This window comes from Streptomyces sp. NPDC001315 (genome assembly GCF_042896175.1).
GTDB lineage: Bacteria > Actinomycetota > Actinomycetes > Streptomycetales > Streptomycetaceae > Streptomyces.
The window spans coordinates 109,641-129,267 of the sequence record NZ_JBIAWZ010000013.1; the positions used below are offsets into that span (position 1 = coordinate 109,641).

General features: G+C 71.2%; 16 protein-coding genes. 8 read left to right on the plus strand and 8 right to left on the minus strand.

Annotation, left to right across the window (positions count from 1 at the left end; genetic code table 11):
• Nucleotides 1-155: 155 nt before the first annotated feature.
• Entirely contained in the window at nt 156-1,559 is a 1,404-nt protein-coding gene (locus tag ACFY16_RS29470) for a Gfo/Idh/MocA family protein (RefSeq protein WP_390650215.1), read from the plus strand.
• A gap of 7 nt (nt 1,560-1,566) precedes the next feature.
• On the opposite strand, the gene ACFY16_RS29475 is transcribed toward ACFY16_RS29470, so the two are convergent.
• Entirely contained in the window at nt 1,567-1,980 is a 414-nt protein-coding gene (locus ACFY16_RS29475; protein WP_390650216.1) for a Zn-ribbon domain-containing OB-fold protein, read from the minus strand.
• A gap of 137 nt (nt 1,981-2,117) precedes the next feature.
• Nucleotides 2,118-2,852, minus strand: a complete 735-nt coding sequence (locus ACFY16_RS29480; protein ID WP_390650217.1) for a TetR family transcriptional regulator — start codon at nt 2,850-2,852, stop codon at nt 2,118-2,120.
• A gap of 142 nt (nt 2,853-2,994) precedes the next feature.
• On the opposite strand from ACFY16_RS29480, the gene ACFY16_RS29485 reads away from it, so the two are divergent.
• Both ACFY16_RS29485 and ACFY16_RS29490 read left to right on the plus strand, forming a co-directional pair.
• On the plus strand, nt 2,995-3,822 hold the full coding sequence (locus ACFY16_RS29485; protein ID WP_390650218.1) for a hypothetical protein: 828 nt from the start codon (nt 2,995-2,997) through the stop codon (nt 3,820-3,822).
• A 62-nt stretch (nt 3,823-3,884) separates the two neighbouring features.
• Nucleotides 3,885-4,502, plus strand: coding sequence for a peptidoglycan-binding protein (locus ACFY16_RS29490; RefSeq protein ID WP_390650219.1), 618 nt, complete (start codon nt 3,885-3,887; stop codon nt 4,500-4,502).
• Nucleotides 4,503-4,739: 237 nt separating this feature from the next.
• Here the strand turns inward: ACFY16_RS29490 and ACFY16_RS29495 are convergent, their stop codons facing one another.
• The 3 genes from ACFY16_RS29495 to ACFY16_RS29505 all read right to left on the minus strand — a co-directional run bounded on the left by ACFY16_RS29495 (nt 4,740) and on the right by ACFY16_RS29505 (nt 8,987).
• Entirely contained in the window at nt 4,740-7,145 is a 2,406-nt protein-coding gene (locus ACFY16_RS29495; RefSeq protein WP_390650220.1) for a SpoIIE family protein phosphatase, read from the minus strand.
• 246 nt (nt 7,146-7,391) lie between these two features.
• Entirely contained in the window at nt 7,392-7,772 is a 381-nt protein-coding gene (locus ACFY16_RS29500; RefSeq protein WP_390650221.1) for a hypothetical protein, read from the minus strand.
• 291 nt (nt 7,773-8,063) lie between these two features.
• On the minus strand, nt 8,064-8,987 hold the full coding sequence (locus ACFY16_RS29505) for a MurR/RpiR family transcriptional regulator (protein ID WP_390650222.1): 924 nt from the start codon (nt 8,985-8,987) through the stop codon (nt 8,064-8,066).
• 163 nt (nt 8,988-9,150) lie between these two features.
• Here ACFY16_RS29505 and ACFY16_RS29510 point away from each other — a divergent pair, with 163 nt between their 5' ends.
• Nucleotides 9,151-9,570 (plus strand): DUF3662 domain-containing protein, encoded by a 420-nt coding sequence (locus ACFY16_RS29510; protein WP_390650223.1) that lies wholly within the window; start codon nt 9,151-9,153, stop codon nt 9,568-9,570.
• On the opposite strand, the gene ACFY16_RS29515 is transcribed toward ACFY16_RS29510, so the two are convergent.
• The 3 genes from ACFY16_RS29515 to ACFY16_RS29525 form a co-directional block, all read right to left on the minus strand.
• Complete coding sequence (locus ACFY16_RS29515) at nt 9,558-11,102, minus strand: ArnT family glycosyltransferase (protein WP_390650316.1); 1,545 nt, start codon at nt 11,100-11,102, stop codon at nt 9,558-9,560. The two genes, ACFY16_RS29510 and ACFY16_RS29515, sit on opposite strands and share 13 nt — an antisense overlap.
• Nucleotides 11,103-11,339: 237 nt before the next feature.
• Nucleotides 11,340-13,241, minus strand: a complete 1,902-nt coding sequence (locus ACFY16_RS29520; protein WP_390650224.1) for a phosphatase PAP2 family protein — start codon at nt 13,239-13,241, stop codon at nt 11,340-11,342.
• A gap of 269 nt (nt 13,242-13,510) precedes the next feature.
• The gene (locus ACFY16_RS29525) at nt 13,511-14,410 is read right to left on the minus strand and encodes an N-acetylglucosamine kinase (RefSeq protein WP_390650225.1); all 900 of its coding nucleotides are present in this window, start codon (nt 14,408-14,410) and stop codon (nt 13,511-13,513) included.
• A gap of 382 nt (nt 14,411-14,792) precedes the next feature.
• Between ACFY16_RS29525 and ACFY16_RS29530 the strand changes: the two genes are divergently transcribed.
• From ACFY16_RS29530 to ACFY16_RS29545, 4 genes are all read left to right on the plus strand, one after another.
• Complete coding sequence (locus tag ACFY16_RS29530; RefSeq protein ID WP_390650317.1) at nt 14,793-16,082, plus strand: ROK family protein; 1,290 nt, start codon at nt 14,793-14,795, stop codon at nt 16,080-16,082.
• A gap of 279 nt (nt 16,083-16,361) precedes the next feature.
• Nucleotides 16,362-17,684 carry an extracellular solute-binding protein gene (locus tag ACFY16_RS29535; RefSeq protein WP_390650226.1) on the plus strand — a complete coding sequence of 441 codons (1,323 nt, stop codon included), beginning with the start codon at nt 16,362-16,364 and terminating at the stop codon, nt 17,682-17,684.
• 121 nt (nt 17,685-17,805) lie between these two features.
• A complete protein-coding gene (locus tag ACFY16_RS29540) occupies nt 17,806-18,726 on the plus strand; it encodes a carbohydrate ABC transporter permease (protein WP_390650227.1) in 921 nt (306 codons plus the stop codon).
• The gene (locus ACFY16_RS29545; RefSeq protein ID WP_390650228.1) at nt 18,723-19,625 is read left to right on the plus strand and encodes a carbohydrate ABC transporter permease; all 903 of its coding nucleotides are present in this window, start codon (nt 18,723-18,725) and stop codon (nt 19,623-19,625) included. The genes ACFY16_RS29540 and ACFY16_RS29545 overlap by 4 nt, the downstream gene beginning before the upstream one ends.
• Nucleotides 19,626-19,627 lie beyond the last annotated feature (2 nt).

Below are 19,627 nucleotides of genomic sequence, written 5' to 3' on the forward strand. Positions count from 1 at the left end.
CGATCGTCTCCGCCCGTCCGTACCGGGGGCTCCTCGCCCACCGAAGGAAGGCAAACGGAACCTGTGAGTTGTCTGTGATGGGTGATTCGGTTGGGTGAGGGCAAGGAATCGGCCACCGATGAATGACCCGTCGTCCGAGGGGACAGGGCACCTGCATGAGCCGAAATCGCTTTCTCCGAGCCGCTGTCGTCGGCACCGGCCACCGTGCCCGGACCTTCACCCAGGCCCTGGCCGAACGCCCCGACCACCGCGTCGCCGCCCTGTGCGACCCCAACCCCACCCGGATGGCCTTCCACAACCGGCTGCTGACAGCGGCCGGCGAACCCGCCGCCACCGAGTGGGAGCCGGAGCGGTTCACCGCGATGCTCGCCAAGGAGGGCATCGACGAGGTGATCGTCACCACCGTCGACGCCGAGCACGACCGCTACATCGTCCCCGCCCTCCGAGCAGGCTGCCGGGTGGTCACCGAGAAGCCGATGACCGTCGACGCCGAGCGCTGCGCCCGCATCCTCGACACCGTCCGGGAGACCGGCAACTCACTGACCGTCGCCTTCAACTACCGATTCAACCCCGTCCACGAGCAGGTCCGCGACCTGCTCGCCGACGGGGCGATCGGGGAGGTCCTGTCGATCCACTTCGAATGGCTCCTCGACGTGCGCCACGGCGCGGACTACTTCCGCCGCTGGCACCGGGAGAAGCGCAACAGCGGCGGGCTGATGGTGCACAAGTCGAGCCACCACTTCGACCTCGTCAACTGGTGGCTCGGCGACCGGCCGAGCGAGGTCTTCGGCTACGGACGGCTCGCCTTCTACGGCCCCGAGGCCGGCGAACGCCACGGACTGCGCCGGGACTACGAGCGAGCTCACGGCGCCGGCGCGGCGGCCGACGACCCCTTCGCGCTGGACCTGGCGGCCGACGACGCCCTGCGCGCCCTCTACCTGGACGCCGAACACGACGACGGCTACCTCCGCGACCGCAACGTCTTCGGCGGCCCCGTCACCATCGAGGACGACATGGCGGTCCTGGTCCGCTACGCCCGGGGCGCGACGATGACGTACCACCTCACGGCCTACTCCCCGTGGGAGGGCTACCGGGTGATGTTCAACGGCAGCGCCGGCCGCCTGGAACTGGAGGTCGAGGAGAGTCGCTGGCAGCCGCCGCTGACCCGGGCCGGGTCCCACACGGGTGCGCTGCACGGGGGTGGTGTCCGGCTCGCCCTCCGTCCGTTGTGGCAGCCCCCGGTCGACCTCCCGGTCGCGGTGGACCACGAGGCCCACGGCGGCGGAGACCGGCGGATGCTCGACGTGCTGTTCGGGCCGGAGGCCGGCGCCGGCCGCACGCTCGACGGGCTGTCCGGACCGGATGCCGCCGGCGACAGCCGTATGCTCGACGGACTCCCCGGACCAGAGGCCGACGCCGAGCCGGCCCGGCACACGGCCACCGAACGGGACGGTGCGCTCGCCCTGGCCGTCGGTCTCGCCGCCAACCAGTGCTTCGAGACCGGGCGGCCGGTGCGCACGCGGGACGTGATCCCGGGCGTCGATTCCGCCGGGCGCTGACGGGTCGTCAGCGCCAAGCCCGGAAGGGCTCGTCGAGCAGTTGGAAGACCGGCTCGCCCCGGACCGGGTCCTTGGCCGTGGACAGCCGCACGCGGTCGCCGCTGTGGATGCCGATGAGCGGGCCCATGACCCGGCCCCGGACGACGAACCCCTCGGCCATCTCGATCAGCGACACATTGCGCGCGGCGGGGGTGTTGCGGTGCACCACCGTGGTGTGGCGGACCGTCCCCATACCCTCGCTGCGCTCGGTCCGCAGGTCACCGCCCTGGCACGCCGGACACAGCAGTCGGTGGTACATGGTGGTGGCGCACCAGGTGCAGCGCTGGAAGAGGATCGTCTCCGAGTCCGCGACCGCCGGTTCGAGCACGCCCGTCGCGGAGCCGGCTCCCTGCTGAACTGCGCTTCCTGAGTGGTGGTACACGCTGGTCAACTCCCTGCGCTAGGCCGGAATGCCGCGTGCGCGGGGCCCCCGAGCACGCATGTGCCCGGTTCACCGTGCCACCGTGCACAGCCACAGAGTATGGCACTCAGTGCCACTCGTAAAGGCACTCCGTACCCCTAATTCGAGCGGGTCAAGCCTCCGCCCAGCGTCGTCTCGATCTCCTGCACCACCCGCCACAGGGGTGCCCCGCGTCGGGAGACGACCACGACGACATCCTCGGCGGCCCCGGGCTGCTGGTCGGGCGGGCCCGATGGCCTGCCGAAGGCGGACTGCACATGGCCGAGCGCATGGTCCACCGCGGCGGCGGCGTCGCCCTGCCCGTCCGAACGCAGCCAGGAGCGCAGCGCGTTGTTGTGCGCCGCGACCACCGCGGCCGCGATCACGTCGGCCTGCAGGGTGCCGTCACGCCTGCCGGCGAAGCGTTCGCGCAGATATGCGGCGAGGGCACGCTCGTAGCGCCACACCACCGACAGCTCGTACGCCCGCAGCCCCGGCACCTTCTTGGTGAGGCGGTAGCGCTGCACGGAGAACGCCGGGTTCTCGGCGTACATCCGCAGCACGAGCCGGGCCGCGTCGCAGACCCGCCGCACCGGTTCCTCCTCGTCGCCGCTCGCGGCGAGGAAGGCCGTCATATCGGCCAGGCATCGCTCGTGGTCGGGGAAGACCACATCCTCCTTGGACGGGAAGTAGCGGAAGAACGACCGCCGTCCCACTCCCGCCAGCGCCACGATGTCGTCGACCGTGGTCTGCTCGTAGCCCCGCTCCAGGAACAGCTGGAAGGCCGCCGCGACCAGGGCGTCCCGCATGGGCGGCTTCGCGGCCGCGGCCTCTGCCTTGCTGCTGGAGCTCATGGAGGGGAACGTAGCATTCGGTCGGCGCTGATGGCACTCAGTTCCCTGTAGTGAGGGAACTGAGTGCTCCCCGTGAAGCCTCCCGGCAGATCCGGCGTAACCTTCCTGCACCGCCCGAAGCCCGCCTCCGAGGAGACCCCGCATGCCCGCCGCCCGCCCCCGCGTCCTCTACGTCACTGATCTGGCGTACCCGGCGCGCGGACGCCGCTACTGCGACGAGGACATCTTCCTCACCTCCCGGCTCCGCGCGGACTTCGACCTCGCCCTGTGCCATCCGCGGGACGCCGCCGCCCTGATGGATGCCTTCGACGCCGTCGTCGTCCGCAACAGCGGCCCCGTCCTGGCGTACCAGGAGCAGTACGACGCCTTCCGTGAGCGGGCGCTGCGCGGCGGGACACGCGTCTACAACCCGCTCACCGGCAGGGCGGACATGGCAGGCAAGCAGTACCTCCTCGACCTGAGCGCCGCCGGCCTCCCCGTCATCCCCACCGTCGACCGCCCGGCCGACCTGCACCTGCTGCCCGAGGCCGACCAGTACGTCGTCAAACCCAAGGTCGGCGCCGACTCCATAGGCCTGCGCATGGTCACCGCCGACCGCCTGCCCGGCCTCACCGACGGGACGGTCCTGGTGCAGCCCCGCATCGACTTCACGTACGAGGTCTCCTTCTACTTCGTCGACGACGACTTCCAGTACGCCCTGTACGCGCCGGACCCGGACCGGCGCTGGCAGCTCCAGGCGTACGAGCCCACCGACGAAGACCTGGAGTTCGCCCGCGGCTTCATCGAGTGGAACACCATCGGGCACGGTATCCAGCGGGTCGACGCCTGCCGCGCTCCCGACGGGCGACTGCTGCTGGTCGAGCTGGAGGACCTCAATCCCTACCTGTCCCTCGACACCCTCGACGAGACCCGACGGGACGCGTTCGTGGCCGCGCTGACGCAATCCCTGCGCCGCTTCCTCGCCGGCTGAACCCGGGCGGCGGTACGCGCGTATCTCTCCCCGGGGGATCCGAGGTACCGAAGGAGAGCAGCGTGCCGACACCGCCCGAACCGGGGGAGCCGTACGACCGCCCGGTCCTCGAACCCATCCGGGTGCTGCGCCCCCGCCGCACCGACGCGCTCGCGGAGCTGTTCCGGGAGATGACGCAGGACGCCGCCTACGATTCCGTGCCGCTGCGCGGCGCGTCGCCCGCGGCGGAGGAAGAGACACAGGAACTTCCGCCCATGAACGACAGGCGTCCACGCGTCAGCCGCGGGCCGGGACTGCCCCGCGTCGCCGTCGCCGTCGGCGTGACGGCGGCGGCCCTCGTCGGCTTCGGCTGCGCCCTCCTGCTGCCCCGCATGAACGACGACACCGCCGCCGCGACGAGCCCGCCCGCCTCCGTCCCGACCTCCTCGGCGTCCACCGACCCCGACGGCGCCGGAACCCTCCGCGCGGGCGACACCGGCCCCGAGGTGACCGACCTCCAGGAACGCCTGCTGCGCATCCCGAACGTCTACGACCACGGAGCCACCGACGGCCGGTACGACACCGACCTCACCGCGGCGGTGGCCCGCTTCCAGCTCTGGTACGGCATCCGCGGCGACGAGTCCGGCGTCTACGGCGACGACACCCGCCGTGACCTGGAGTCACGCACGGGCGGCGGCTGAGACGGGCACATCGAACGCCGGGCAACATCTGGGAGGACGACGGTGACCGGGGCAGCGGCGGCCCCACGCCGAGCCGGGGGCCGACGCGACGGGGCGGCCGGTCCGCCTCGGACCGAGAGCGACTGCCATGACCGGCTCCCGCCTTCCGGGCCTGCTGTCGCCCGCCGTATCCCCGCCGACCCTCGTCGGGGCGTGTTCTGGTCACGGGCGGTATCGAAACGACGGCGGAACACGGCGTCAGCCGGAATCCGTCGGCACCCGGATGTCGACGACACACACGTCGTCCCGCCGCTCGCCCCGCAGCATCGAGGCGAGCAGCGGCTCCAGCGAGCCGGATACGCCGGTCCGGTGGGTCTCGGCGGCCCGGGCCAGTCGTTCCAGGCCACGGTCGATGCTCTCCCGGGGCCGCTCGACCAGACCGTCGGTGTACAGCAGGATCCGGTCGCCCGGCTCCAGGCGGCACTCGGACTCCTCGAAGACGGGGGAGTCGCTCGCCCCGAGCAGCATGCCGCCCGGCCGGCCGAGATGGCGTGCCTTTCCGTCGCGCAGCAGCAACGGCGGCGGGTGTCCCGCCTGGGCCCACACCAGCCGTCGTTCGGCGGGGTCGTAGCGGGCCAGGATCATGGTCGCCGTGCCGTGCGGGTCGCGGGAGTGCAGCAGCAGCGCGTTGAGCCGGGCGAGCGCACCGGTCAGCGACGACCCTGTGATGATCATGCCCTTGGCGGTGAACCGGAGCTGAGCCATCGAGGCCACCGCGTCGATGCCGTGACCGGCCACGTCGCCGACCACGAACAGGGCCTCGCCGTCGGGAAGTTCGATGGCGCTGAACCAGTCGCCGCCCACGTTGAGATCCGACTGCGCGGGCAGATAGGCGATCTCGACCCGCAACCCGGCCAGCCGTACGGGCTTTTTGGGCAGCGGCAGCAGCGCGTGCTGCAAGCGGGCGGCCATCGTGCGCTCGGCCTGCAGTACCCCGTGCTGGGTGAGCATCGCCCGCTCGCTCTCGACGAGGGCAAGCTCCGCGCTGCGCTGCGCGGTGAGGTCCTGTACAAAGCCGTGCACCTCGACGGGCGTGCCACGGTTGTCCGCCACCGCCTCGGCCACGGCCCGTAGATGCCGGACGCCGTCCGCGGTCCTGATCCGGAACGGGAGGTCGAACTGCCGCCCCGAACGCATGAGTTCACCGACCGCCTCGGTCAGCGCGGGCATGTCCTCGGGCAACGCGAGCCCGGGCAGTTCGGCGAGGCGGACCGGGCCGCGCGCGGGATCCCGGTCGAGCACGGAGAAGGCCTGCGACGACCAGGCGGCCTCGTGCGTGAGCAGGTTCCAGTTCGCCCAGCCGAGGTTGCCCAGCCGCTGGACGTCGGCCAGCCGCTGCTCCTGCCGGTCCGAGGGGGCGTGCCGGAGCCAGGTGAGGATCAGCCCGTCGCCCAGCCGCGCCACCCGTACGGAGTACGTGGACAACTCCGCGACACCGTCCACCACCTCGTGCCGCGCGAACGGTTCGCCCTCGTACGGCTCTCCGGTGGTGAGCACGTGCAGGCACCCCGGCCACAACGATTCGTCCGCCACGGTCGGCCAGCACTCCAGCATCCGCAGACCGACCAGTTCGCGTCCGGTACGGCCGACGGCATCGACCGCCTCCGGGGTCGCGGCGTCGATGCGATAGTCCTTGACCTCGCCCGAGGCCGCGCGGTCGGGGGTGAGCAGGAGCGCCGTGCCCGGCAACGTGTCGAACACCGCCTGCATGGTGTCCGTGTCAGGGTCGCCGACGGGCTCGCGCCGGGAGTGGAAGGCGTGCAGACGGCCCACGCAGAGCCGGGCGACATTTCGCAGGTGTTCCCGGGCGGGCGGTGTGAAGGGTCCGCCCTGTCTGCGCAGAACCCCGATGGAGAAGTCCGTCGGGCCGCCGGTCACCACGGGCAGCCAGGCGCGGGACAGCCACCGCTCGGGCGGGCCCCCGATCAGCAGGTACCGCTTCCGGTCCTCCTCGAGGTCCTCCAGCCAGCGAGCCTCCCGCGCCTGGAGCGCGTCCAGAGCGGCCACACCGGCCAGCGGCGGCACCTGGCGCCACTGTTCGGCCAGCGTCTCGTCGATCCCCGCGTGCCCGACCAACTCGAGCCCGCCGGTGGGCAGCTGGGCGTAGATGATGACCGCGTCGGCTCCCACGCTCGGCGCGAGGTGCTCCAGCAGGCGCGGGGCGAGATCCTGCGTGGTACGTACCCGGACCAGGGCCTGGCCTAGCCGGCCGAGGGCCTCGGTGTCCTCCGTCGCGGCCGGGTCCCGTGCGGCGTCGTCGCCGTCGGCCGAGGTGCCGGTGGTGGCAGGAGCCGGCTCCGGTTCGGCGGGGTGCGGTGCCGGCAGCCTCCCGAGGGTGAGCCGGCACTCCTCGAGCAGGGTGCGGTTTCCGGTCTCGGCCCGCCGCAGCAGTTCCTCCTGCGCGGCGTCCGCGGTGCAGCCGGTCAGCGCCATCACCACGCCCTTGGCCCGTTCCCGCACGGCCGCTGTCGCCGCCAGGTCGTGCAGCCGGTCCAATTCTGCGCGCTGGCGGGCCACGACCTTGGTCAACGCGACCAGATCGGGCACGGCACCGGACTCCGCCGGGATCGCGGGCTCGCTCGTCACGCGATGAGCATGGCACATGAAACGCGGTTCGATCGCGGTCGTGGTCCTCGGACTTGGCTCCACCGCGCTCCTGCGCGTGCTGCCCGGAAGGATCACGCCGGCGGTGCCGCGCGACCGCCGCTCCCCGTGGGTCCGGGTCTCCGTCCCCGTGGTCGCCCGGCGTTCGTTGCCGGCCTCGGCGGCGACGCCTTCGACCCACGCGTGTCCTGGTCACCGGGGGTGCCGCGCAGAGCGCCGCTCAAGCGGCCGGACCGGCTCCGGCGGTCAGCGGGCGGTGCTGTGGTCGGCCAGCGCCTCGGTGACCGCCCGGACACTGCGCGCGATGTGCTGGAGTTGCAGGACCTCGGCCGCGTACAGCTTGATCGTGTGCTCGATGACCGACTCGGGCAGGCCCAGCCGCGGCAGGTCGGCGCGCGCGGTCTGCAGGGCGGTGCGAGCGACGCGGACCTCCTGCTGGATCTGGATCTGCGCGTGCCGGGCCAGGAGTACGGGGTGACGCAGCAGCACCGGGTAGCTCGCGTAGCGCGCCGGCACCAGTTCCCGAAGCCACTTGGCCGCCGAGCGTTCCCAGTCGTAGCTGCCGGGCACCTTGACCTGGCACGGCCAGTCCGGGCTGATGCGCGTCGTCGTGAGAGTCATGATCATCGCTTCCGGGTGTGCGGCGTCGGGACGGGTGGTCCGACGTTGGGGGGCGGCCCCGGTCCAGGGGATGACCGGGGCCGCCATGGGCGCTGGCGCAGGCGGCGCCCGACCGGGCGCCCCGGCGCCGACGTGGGTAGGGGACGGCGGCCTCGGGGCGGTGCGGCCGTGAGCAGTATTTATATATGCCGTCGGCTTTGCAAGGAGCATGAAAATTTTCATGCGCGATATGCGTTGAACGCTCCGCATGTTGATGCCGTTCGACCAGGGCCGACTGTGTGCCGTCGGGCGCCGTCGTCATTCTCGCAGGAAGAACTGGTGCTGCTCGGAGATCTGCTCGTACTCCTCCAGCCGCGCCTGGGTGCGCTCGGGTCCGGCGTCCGTCATGGCCTGGAGCAGCGCGGCGGCCAACACGCCCGGCGCGGCATAGGAGTCGAAGACGAGCCGGGAGCCGGTGCCGGTGGTGAAGGTGACGTCGGCCTCGTCGGCGAGCTCCCCCAGCGCCAGGTCGGTGATCAGTGCGACGCGCAGCCCCGCGCTGCGCGCCACCCGTACCGCGGCGAGGGTCTCGTGGGCGTGCCGGGGCATGGAGAACGCCAGCACCCAGGTACCGCCCGCCTCGCGGGACTGCAGCAGCGCGTCGTAGGCGACGCTGCCGCCGCGCGTCACCAGCCGCACGTCGGGATGGATGCGGCGCGCCGCATACGCGAAGTACTCGGCCAGCGAGACCGAGATGCGCAGCCCGAGAACCGTCAGCGGCGTCGACTCCGACAGCTCGCGGCCGATCTCGATGACCTGGTCGGGGTCCGCGAAGTCGCGGCGCAGGTTCTCCAGGTTCTCGATCTCCGCGTCGACCGCCGCCTGGAGTTCGTTGCTCCGGTTCACCTCGGCCGGTCCGGGTCCGCCGGCCAGGGTGCCGAGCGCGATCGCCTGGAGCTTCTCCCGTAGCGACGGGTAACCGCTGAAGCCCACCGCGGCGGCGAACCGCGTCACCGAGGGCTGGCTGACGCCGACGCGCTCCGCGAGGTCGGTGATCGAGAGGAAGGCCGCCTCGGTGATGTGCTCGATCAGGTACTGCGCGATGCGCCGCTGCCCGGGGGACAGATGGGGCCCGTCGAAGAGCGCCCTGAGCTGGGAGGTGGGGGAGGCCTCCGCCTCGGGGGCCGTCTTCCCCGACGTGATCGCTGAGGCCTGTGCGCGTGCCTGCTGCAGCGAGGGCACCGGTGCGTCTTCTTTGTCTCCCACAGGGACTCAACATAGCTCACTCACCGTGGCGACCAGGGCTTGTGGCCCAGGCCGACCGGGACGCGCGGGGGATATCCGGACGCGGCCCGGGCACCCGACGCCGAGGAACAGCGACGCCGAAGCAGGCAGGTGACCTCGCATGGGTGCACTCAGTGCACTGGAACTGACCCTGGAGCAGCACTGGGCGGCCCTGTGGGCCCGCATCGTCGGCAAGGAGCCCGTCGAACTCCTCGCCGCGCTGCGCCGCGAGTGCGACGACCACGCGGTGGTCTGCAGTGAGCGCCTCGTCGTGGTCCCCAACGCCTACGACATCGAGCTCGACGCCACCGTCCACGACGAACTGACCCGCCGGGGCAGCCGGGTGGGCCAGGCCCTGACCGACAACCTGGTCCGGCACGCGGAGCGCCAGGGTTACGAGTGGGCGGGGCCGCTCACGGTCCACATCGCGAGGTCCCGGAACGTGCCCAACGGCCGCTATCGGGTGGCGAGCCGCGTGATGCCGCACGTCAGCGCCGAGGGATTCGAGGACGCGGCACGCCAGGAGCGTCACCGCCGGTAGATCGTGATCGAGTGACCGACCTCGTCGACCGCGCGACTGCCGTCGACCAGCTCCGCCAGCCGCCCCTTCGCCTTGGCCACCGCGGAGTCGGACACGACCAGCAGCCCGTGCACGTCCCGGGCGGGCACCGATCGCGGATCGGACGCGTGGATGCCGTAGAAGGACGGCACACCGCTGCCCTTGTACACCAGCCAGATCCGCTCGCCCGGGTACCGTTCGCGCAGCCGGTCCGCCAGCCTGCCCAGGTCCTGGCCCCAGTCCACGTTGGAGTCGTGCAGCCGCAGATGCGTCCTGGCCGGCCCGCCGAACGCCTCGTTGGAGTACGGCAGATATAAGGGAAACGTCCGCAGCGAGCTGACCGCCACGAACAGCACCAGGGCCCCCGTCACCGCCGGCCCCCACCGCCACCGCACCGCCAGGACACAGCCCGCCGCCACCGCCAGGAACACCGGCATGAAGAGCGCGTAGCGCGTACCGAAGTCCCGCGAGCCCTGCATGGCCGCCGCCAGCAGCACGGCCGTGGGAGCGAGCAGATACGGCGCGGCGGGCCGCAGCCGCCGTACCGTCACGAGCGCGACCCCGCCCGCCGTCCACAGGGCGAGCATGCCCAGAGGCGTCTTCACCAGCAGCGCGACCGGCAGGTAGTACCAGAGCGAGCCCGTGTAGAGCCGGCCGAACAGGAAGCCCTGCCAGGGCTCGTTCTCGAAGCCGAACTGAATGCGCATGCCGTCCCGGTACGCCGCCGGGAAGGGCAGCAGACGGACCAGCAGCCCGCGAAGCCCGTGCACGGCGGGGACGTGTTGCCGGGACGTCCACCGCAGCTGGGGATCGACCACCAGATAAGCCGCCCATACGACGACGACCGCGGCCAGTGCCACCATGCCCGCGCCTGTCGCAGCCCGCAGAAGCTGCCTGCGCCGGTCCGCGGGACGTCCGTGCCACACGGACCCGGCGGCCAGCGCCAGCAGCACCGGAGTCGCGGGCAGCGCGGTCATCTTCGTGGCCAGGGCCGCGCCGAGCGCCACGCCGCCGAGCGGCAGATACGGCAGCGCGCGTCGACGGGCCCGCCACAGCAGCCAGACCGAGGTGAGCAGGAACCCGGTCGCCGGGGCGTCGAGCGTGGCAAGCGAGCCGTGTGCGATCACGTCGGGGGAGAAGGCGTACAGGGCGAGCGCCGCCACCCCGCCCGTCGCGCCGACGAGGTCCCGGGCGAAGGCGAACACGACCAGGCCGAAGACCAGCGTCAGCGCGATCACCGGCAGCCGGGCCCACAGCATCAGTCGCCACGGGTCGTTGCCGGACTCGTACAGCAGATGGCGCCCGACCTGGCCCTGGTCGCCGGCGAAGGACGTGTCGACGTGCGGGTCGGCGAGCGCCACACCGACCGCGATCACCAGCTTCCCGAGCGGCGGATGCTCGGGGTTGTAGCGCAGGCTGTGCTCGTGCAGATAGACGGCGGCCGTGCCGACGTACACCGGTTCGTCGATGGTCGGGGTCTGCCGTACGGCCGTCGTCACCATCGCCACGGCCATCTGGACGAGGAGCAGAGCCACTACGAGCGGCAGCAGCCACCGCCGGTGCCGTCGCAGCCGCCGCCCGGCCGGATCGCGGGTGGTCACCGCGGCGGAGTGTTCGTCACGGTCGAGAACGACCGCCTGCTGTTCGCTCGCCATCATCCGCCCCGCGGCCCCGCCGGCCCGCGCGGTGGCGGGAGTGATCCGGAGCCGCCTCATGGGGCCACTCTGCACCAGCTCCCGCCACTGCGGGCGTCACCGCTTCAGGAGACGTACCGACAGACCTTCCGTCGTGTAGACAGGTACGGCCCGCAGCGTGTCTGAGTTCAGCTCCACGCGGTCGAACTGGCCGCGCAGTACCTGGGCGGCGATCACGGGAACCGTGGTGCCCGCGACCGGCGGACGCTCGGCGTCCAGGCGCAGCGACAGCACGCTGCCCCGGCCGAGCAGCACGCGGCCGGCCACGGTCAGGACGGGGCCGTGGTTCTTGCGCAGCGTCAGATCCAGCACCGCGCCGGACTCCTGGACGTACGCCCCGCGCACCCGCACCGGGCCGCTCGCCCGCAGCGTTCCGCCCAGGACCCGGACCTCCCCGTGCCCCAGCGCCTTCGCCGAACCGGCGACCAGCGTGCCGTCCGCCACCACGGTGCCGCCGGTGTACTGGTTGGCCCCGGTCAGCGTCAGCGTGCCGGTGCCGCGCTTGACGAGCCCGCCGCGCCCGTCGATGTCGTTGCGCCAGCTGTCGTCGGCGCGAAAGCCACCGGCCGCCGCGTCCAGCGTGACGGTCACGTCGGAGTCGAAGGAGCCGTAACCGTCGGCCGCCGCGAACAGGTTGAGGCGCCCCCACTGCTCGAAGCCGTCAAGAAGCACGTACCCGGAGGGCAGCGCGGTCGTGCGCAGCACCTCGCGCCGCTGCGCCGCGTCCAGGTACGGCAGCCGTGTCTCCAGCAGCACCTCCGCGCCCTTGGGCACGGTCAGCGGTTCGTCACGCCCGTGCCGGGTGAGCACGTACGTCAGCCTGGGCCTGAGTGCCCGGGCGTTGGCGTCCCGGTCGGCGTACGGGTCGGTGTCCGTGCCGGAAGCGTGGGCGTAGGCGTACAGCGTGTCCGCCGTCGTGCCCGTCTTCTGCTGGAAGTACGCGAGCGCCTGGGCGCGTGCCGCCGCCTTGAGGTCCGCGTTCGCCGGGTCGGCCAGCGTGGCGGCGGCCAGGGCGGTGGCCATGATGCGGCCGCCGATGACGTCGACGGTGGAGTGCATGCCGGCCATGATCCGGGTGTGGCTGAGCTCGAACGCTCGCGCCACCAGCTCCTGGAAGCGCTCGGGCACCGCGTAGGCGTAGGCCAGGCCCGCCAGGTGGAAGGCGTTGGTGTGCCCGCTGGGGAAGCCGCCGTCGTCGACCGGGGCGGTGCTGCGCTGCCGCAGCAGCTGCGGGGCGACGACCACCTTCGAGTCGTAGACCGGGTAGCCGAGCGCGTCGGTCCGCCCGGTGTCGACGACCTCGCTGTCCTCGTTCATCCGCCACGGACGCGGGTACTGGAAGGCGTACTTGCCGGGGTTGCCCGAGGCGTACGGGCCGCGCACGGTGTCGACCAGCTTGGCCACCTGGCCGAGGTCCGAGGTGTACGAGCCCGCCCCCAGCGCGGACCCGGCGGGCGCGTCGGCCGGCACGGCGTCGCTGATCGTGGTCGCGGGGGTGGTGTCCGGCGCGCTGGTGATCGAGGTGACCGCCTTGGCACCCGACCGGTACAGCTCGGCCAGCGGGCCCAGACCACCGATCATCGCGTAGCTCTGGTGCTGCCGGTCGTAGAGGAAGGCCTGCTTCGCCTGGGCCTCGGTGCGGGCGCCGGTGATCCGGGCGCAGTAGCGCATGTTGGCGCGCAGCACCTCGGGCCGGAGCGGGGTGCCGGTGTTCCAGGCGGAGCCGGTCTTCCACACCTCGGACATGCCGCCGAGGATCCGCACCACCGCGTTGGTCTCGGGCGTGAGGTTGGTCAGGACGTTCGTCCTGTAGTCGTCGACGAACGCGGCCGGCGCCGTGGCGGCCTTCGCGTCGGCGGCGGCCAGCCAGGTGGTGAAGGTGGGGGCGGCCAGCAACGCCGCCGACCCGCCCAGGGAGGTCCTGAGGAACTGTCTGCGGTTCACGGCGGATGTCGGCATGCGTGTGCCTCTCTTGAGTTCTTCGGCCGTGTGGCCGGTGAGTTCTTCGGCCGTGTGGCCCGAGGAGGTCGTGCGATCGAGGTGACTCGTGATGAGTTCTGTGCGGTGACAGACGAGTCAGGTGATGCGTACGAGCGAAGATCTACGGCCGGGTCGTGTCCCGTCGGCGAGAGCGCGGCGGCTGTGACGTGTCCTGCGGGTGAACGAGCCGTCCCCGTCCCACAGGAACGAACACGGGCACCGACGGACGGGCACCGGCTGAGGCGGACTCAGAGCAGCGAACGCGCCAGCGCCACCGCCCCGTCCACCGGCGGCACCCACAGCGGCATCGGCCGGGCCGAGGGCACGGCGTCGGCGAGCGATGCGGTGAAGGCGTCGTACAGGGCGGGCTGGGCGAGCACCGTGCTGCCCGCGACCACCACGTCGTCCACGAAGACCCCGCGGTCGGCCAGCCGGGCGACGAGCGCGGCCAGCGACCGGCCGGCCTCGGCTATCACCGCGCGGGCGAGCGATGAACCCCCGGCGGCGGCCGCGAACACGACCGGAGCGTGCCGGCCCCACTCGGCGGAGACGTCCGTGGCGCTCTCCAAGGCCGCGCCGAGCCCGGGTACTTCGGGTACGCCGAGCGCGGCGACGAGCCCGAGCGCGAGCGCGTCGGGCTGCTCACCGCGGTCGTGCGCCGCCCATGCGCACCGCGCGGCCTCGCGAACGAGGCCGGCCGCGCCACCCTCGTCGCCGAGCACCGCACCCCAGCCCCCGACTTGAACGGGGCTGCCGTCGGGCAGCCGGCCCACCGCCACGGAACCGGTGCCGGCGACCAGGCCGACACCCTTGTCCAGCCCGGCGGCGGGGACGAGGAGTTCGGCGTCGCCCACGACCAGGGCGGGCACGTCGAGGAGACCGGTCAGCGCGGAACGGATCCCGGCGCACTGGCGCGGGGTCTCGCAGGCGTGTCCGCCCACGGCGACGGCGGCCGGAACCGCGCCTGGCGGGAGGGCCTCGCGGACCAGTGCGGTCAGCCAAGCGGCGGCGGCCCGGGGTTCGTGGGGCCGCCATCCACCGCTCGTGCGGACATGGTCGGCGACCAGGTCGTCCCCCGCGAGAGCGCGGAGGCGCGTCTTGGTGCCGCCCACGTCGATACCGACCGCAAGGGGTGTGGAGTCCTGCACGGATCCTCTTTCGTCGTTGCGATGCGCTGCCTTGCGCTGCGACGGCGGGCGAACCGTGCCTGGATGAAAGGGAGTTGAAGAATTCGGGAAGCCCCGGGACGGGCCTCTGACGGACCACGGCAGGCGAGTACCGTGAAGTTCGTTAGGAAGTTAACTAACGAAGTAGGGTGCGTCAAGGGGTGGCCGACACCCGGCCCCTGAGCGGTGAACGCCCCGAGGGGCCGCGCGCAGTGGTGACCGCGCGCTGTCAGGACATTCAATCATTCGTAACTTGGCGGACACAATCCATCGGGGTGTGCTGCCGAGGAGGTGTGGGGGTGCTGTGGAACGCGACCTGAAGGCAGGGCCGCGCCTGAGCGAGAGCGCGGGCGCGGTGTTCGCGGTGCTGGCCGGGGCCGGGAGCGCGACCCGCCCACAACTGGCGGCCCTGGCGGGCCTGTCCAAGCCGACCGTGTCCGCGGCCGTCGCCGAACTGGAGCGCACACGGCTCGCCGCCCGCTCAGGCACTGCCCACGGCGCCACCGGCCGTTCGGCGGCCCTCTACCGCCTCGGCCCCGCCGCGGGCTGTGTCCTGGCCATCGACCTCGGCTCCACCCACACGGCGGTCCGCGCCTGCGCCCTCGACGGCACGATCCTCGCGGCCCGCACCACGTATGGCGGCGGCACCGGGCCCGCGGACTCCGCCCGCGCCGAGCCGGGTGGTGAGATCCGGCCCGGGGGCATCGGTCTTGTCGAGCCGGGTGGTGAGATCCGGCCCGGGGGCATCGGTCTTGTCGAGCCGGGTGGTGAGATCCGGCCCAGGGGCACCGGTCGCGCCGAGCCCGACAGTGTCACCCGGCCCGCCGACTCCGCCCGCGCCACGCCCGCCGTCGGCACCCGCCCCCGCGACACCGTCCGTGCCGTTCTCGACGAGCTGGACCCGGGCACGGTGCGGGCCGTTGTCATCGCCGTCCCGGACGTGGTCCGCGAGGTCGCCGCCCTGGGCCCCCGGCCCGCCACGCCCGCGATCGCCGCCGCCGTCGATGCCCTCGACCTGCCGCCGGGCGTCGCCGTCCACATCGAGAACAACGTCAACTGCGCGGCCCTCGCCGAGCTTCATGAGGGCGCGGCCCGTGGCCGGCACACCTTCGGCTACCTCCAGGTCGGCCACGGCATAGGCCTCGGCATCGTGGTCGGCGGCCAGGTGCTGCGCGGGGCGGGCGGCGCGGCCGGTGAGATCGCGCGGTTGCCCTACCCGTGGGCGCAGGGGCAGGACTCCGTGCTGGAGGGCATGGAGGAGTACGCCGGTGCCGGCTCTCTCATGCGCCGCGTGGCCGCCGGCTGGAGCGACGAGGACGGCCCGGCGCCGCGGGACGCCGCCGAACTGTTCGCCCTGGCCGGCGACGGGCATGCCACGGCGCGCCGCTACGTCGACACGCATGCCCGCGAGGTCGGCCGCCTGGCCGCCGCGACCACGGCGGTCCTGGACCCCGGCCTGATCGTCCTGGGCGGCGGCATCGGCGCGAACCCACGGCTTCTGCCCGGTGTCCGCGCCGAGCTCGCCCGTCTGAGCTGGCCCACCGAAGTGGTCGGCAGCGAGGTCGGCGACAACGGCACCGTGGCCGGTGCGGCCCGCCTGGCGGTGGCCGGAGGAATCCAAACCGTGACCCAGGCCGCGGCAGCCAAGGATTGACGGGCTCCGGCTCGGTCTGCCAATGTCCGGACAAGCGCTTTCTAAGCCGGTCGGGACACCGGCTTGGGGTGAGCTTCCCGCCCGTACTCGACGTACGGCAACCGCACCAGGGCGTGCTTGTGCGGCGACGGCCACAGCGGCCGGGGACCCTCTCCTGTCAGGATGACGCGGCCGGGCGAGGCCGCGCCCTCGGAAAGCGAATTTCCTGCAAAATGCAGCACCCGTGCCGCCTCGGTCGGCGCCGTGCTCCGTCCCCTACGACGAAACAAGGGATCGAAGATGACCAATGTGGGTGTGCGGGGCTCCCGCCGACTCGGCCGCGGCGGCATAGGCCGCCTGGTTCCCCTCGCTGCCGTGGCCACGGCAGGTGCCCTGCTGCTCTCCGGCTGCGGGTCCGGATCCGACTCGGGCGGGACCTCCAAGTCGCTGACGTTCTGGATCTCCACGGTTCCGGGGCAGGACGCGGGCTGGAAGAAGATGGTGGCGCAGTACAAGAAGGAAACCGGCGTCAACGTCAAGCTCGTCAACATCCCCTACGACGGCTACGCGACGAAGCTGCACAACGCCGCGCAGGCGAACTCCCTGCCCGACGTGGCGGCCGTGCCGGCGCTGGACCCGATCTGGTCGAGCAAACTGATCGACCTCAGCTCCATCGCCAACAACAAGACCAACAAGATCAACGCCAACTTCCTCGCCAAGGACTCGTCCGGAAAGGTGCTGTCCATCCCCTCGGACGTCACCGCGTCCGGCCTGTACATCAACAAGTCGCTCTTCGAGAAGGCCGGCGTCTCCTTCCCGACCTCGCCCCAGAATACCTGGACCTGGACCGACTTCATCAAGGCGGCGGACGAGGTCCGCGAGAAGACCAAGGCCAAGTACTCCCTGACGTTCGACCAGTCGCCGTCCCGGCTCCGCGCCATGGTCTACGAGATGGGCGGGCAGTACGTCCACGCGGACGACTCCGGCAAGTTCTCGGTGGACGACGCGACCAAGAAGGCCGTGAACACCTTCGTCGGATGGAACGACGACAAGACCATGCCGAAGTCGGTGTGGACCAGCGGCGCCGACCCGTCGGCCATGTTCCAGAGCGGTGACGTCGTCGCCTACTGGTCCGGCGTGTGGCAGGTTCCCGCCTTCGCGGAGAGCATCAAGAAGTTCGAGTGGGCGAGCGTCCCGACTCCGGCCCAGCCGGTGCAGGCCAGTGACGTCAACAGCGGCGGCATGACGGTGGGCTTCAACAACAACGCCGACGCGTCCGCCGCCGCGAAGAAGTTCCTGTCCTGGCTGTACGAGCCGGCCCACTACCAGGCGCTGTGCGAGGCGTCCGGGTTCCTGCCGGTCGAGAGTGGTCTGAACCCGACGTACCCCTTCAAGTCCGAGGCGGCGCAGGCGGCGTTCAAGCTGTACAACGAGTCGATCCCGCTCTACGCCCCGATCTCCGGCTACTTCAACGGCGCGCAGACGAACTGGGTGCTGAAGGGCAAGAGCCTCACCGAGGACCCGACCAAGACGGAGCTCGGCAAGGCGGTCAACGGCCAGCAGTCGGCCGACAAGGCCCTGGAGAACATCGTCGCCGGCTACAACCAGCAGGTCGGCGGCTGATCGTAGGCCGGCGGGCCGGGCGGCGGGGTCTCGACACCGCCGCCCGGCCCGGCCGCCCGGCCAAGGCCGGGCTCATGGCGTGAGCCCCAGGAATCCATTCCACCAGCACGGAGTCAGGAAGATGACAAAACGCGCCTCGGACGTGTCCGCGAGCCCGCCGAGCCCGTCCAGGAGACGCAGCAAGTACACGCTTGCGCCGCTCGTCCTCATCGCCGCCAATGTCGTGCTCTTCGCACTGTTCTTCGTCTGGCCGGCGGTGATCGGGCTCGTCTACTCGTTCACGAACTACACGGGAGTGGGGGCGTTCCAGTTCATCGGACTGGACAACTACAACAACCTGTTCGGGGACTCCACGTTCTACGACGCGCTGAGCCGGACGCTGCTGTACGCCGTGCTCTTCGTACCGCTGAACTTCGCGGTCTCGCTGCTCGCCGCCAACCTGCTGGTGAGCAAGAACGCCAAGGGCGGGTCGGTCGCGCGCGTCATCTTCTTCATCCCATGGCTGCTGTCGCCCATCGTCGTGGGTGTCCTGTGGCGGTGGATGTTCGGTGAGAACTTCGGACTGGTCAACTACGTCATCGAGAAGTTCGGCGGCAGCGCCGTTCCGTGGCAGTCGAACGCGGACCTCTCGCTGATAGTGGTCGTGATGGCGGCCTCCTGGGCCTGGACCGGATTCTCGATGCTGCTGTTCATCGCGGCGATCAAGAACGTACCGGTGTCCTACTACGAGGCGGCCTCGCTCGACGGCGCCGGCCCCTGGCGCCAGTTCTTCAGCATCACGCTGCCGAGCATCGCGCCCACCTCCTTCATCGTCATCCTGCTCAACACGATCAACGCGATGAAGGAGTACCCGGTGTTCGTCGCCCTCAACAACGGCGGACCCGGCACGTCGAACAACCTGCTCGTCCAGTACATCTACGAGACCGGCTTCAAACGGGGCCAGATCGGCTACGCGAGCGCCGCGTCGTTCGTGCTCATGCTCATCCTGATGGCCGTCGCGATCATCCAGCTGATCGTCAATCGGCGGGTGGAGAACCGATGACAACTACAGATTTGCCACGTCCGGTCGACGCCGATCCCAAACGAGCCGTCTCCAAGAAGCGGCCCCGTGGGGCGGCCAGCGGCGGGCTCCGGCGGGCGGTGGCCCCGACGACACTGCTGTGGATCCTGGCGTGCCTGTACGGGTTTCCGGTGCTGTGGTTCATCCTCAGCTCCCTCAAGCCGTCCAGCGACCTGTTCTCCTCTCCGCTGACGCTGGTTCCGCACAACCCCACCCTGTCGGGTTTCAAGGCAGCGTGGGACAGCGCCAACTTCTCCCAGTACTTCATCAACACGGCCATCGTGTGCGTGATCACGACGATCCTCACGGTGGGCGTCAGCTGCTGCACCGGGTACGCGCTGGCCAAGTACGACAACAGATGGCTCAAGGCGTTCTTCATCTGCATCCTGGCCACCACGATGCTGCCGTCCGAGGTCATGCTCGCCCCGGAGTTCCTGGTGGTCCGCAACCTCGGCCTCTACAACTCGTTCGCCGGCATCATCCTCCCGGCAGTGCTCACCGCGACCGGATGCTTCATGTTCCGCCAGTTCTTCCTGACGGTTCCCGACGAACTCGTGGAAGCCGCACGCATCGACGGCGCGCGTGAGCTGGCGATCTTCGCGCGGATCATGGTGCCGCTCTCCCGGCCCATCATGCTGACCCTCGCCATCCTGTCCTTCCAGTGGCGCTGGAACGACTACATCTGGCCGCTGCTGATGCTCAACGACCCGAACAAGTTCACCGTGCAGATCGGCATCCAGAGCATCGTCGGCGCGCAGAACATCAACTGGTCGGTACTGCTGGGCGCCTCGGTCATCTCCATGATCCCGCTGATCCTCGTCTTCCTGGTCTTCCAGCGCTACGTCATGGGCGCCGACATCAACGCCGGACTGAAGGACTGACC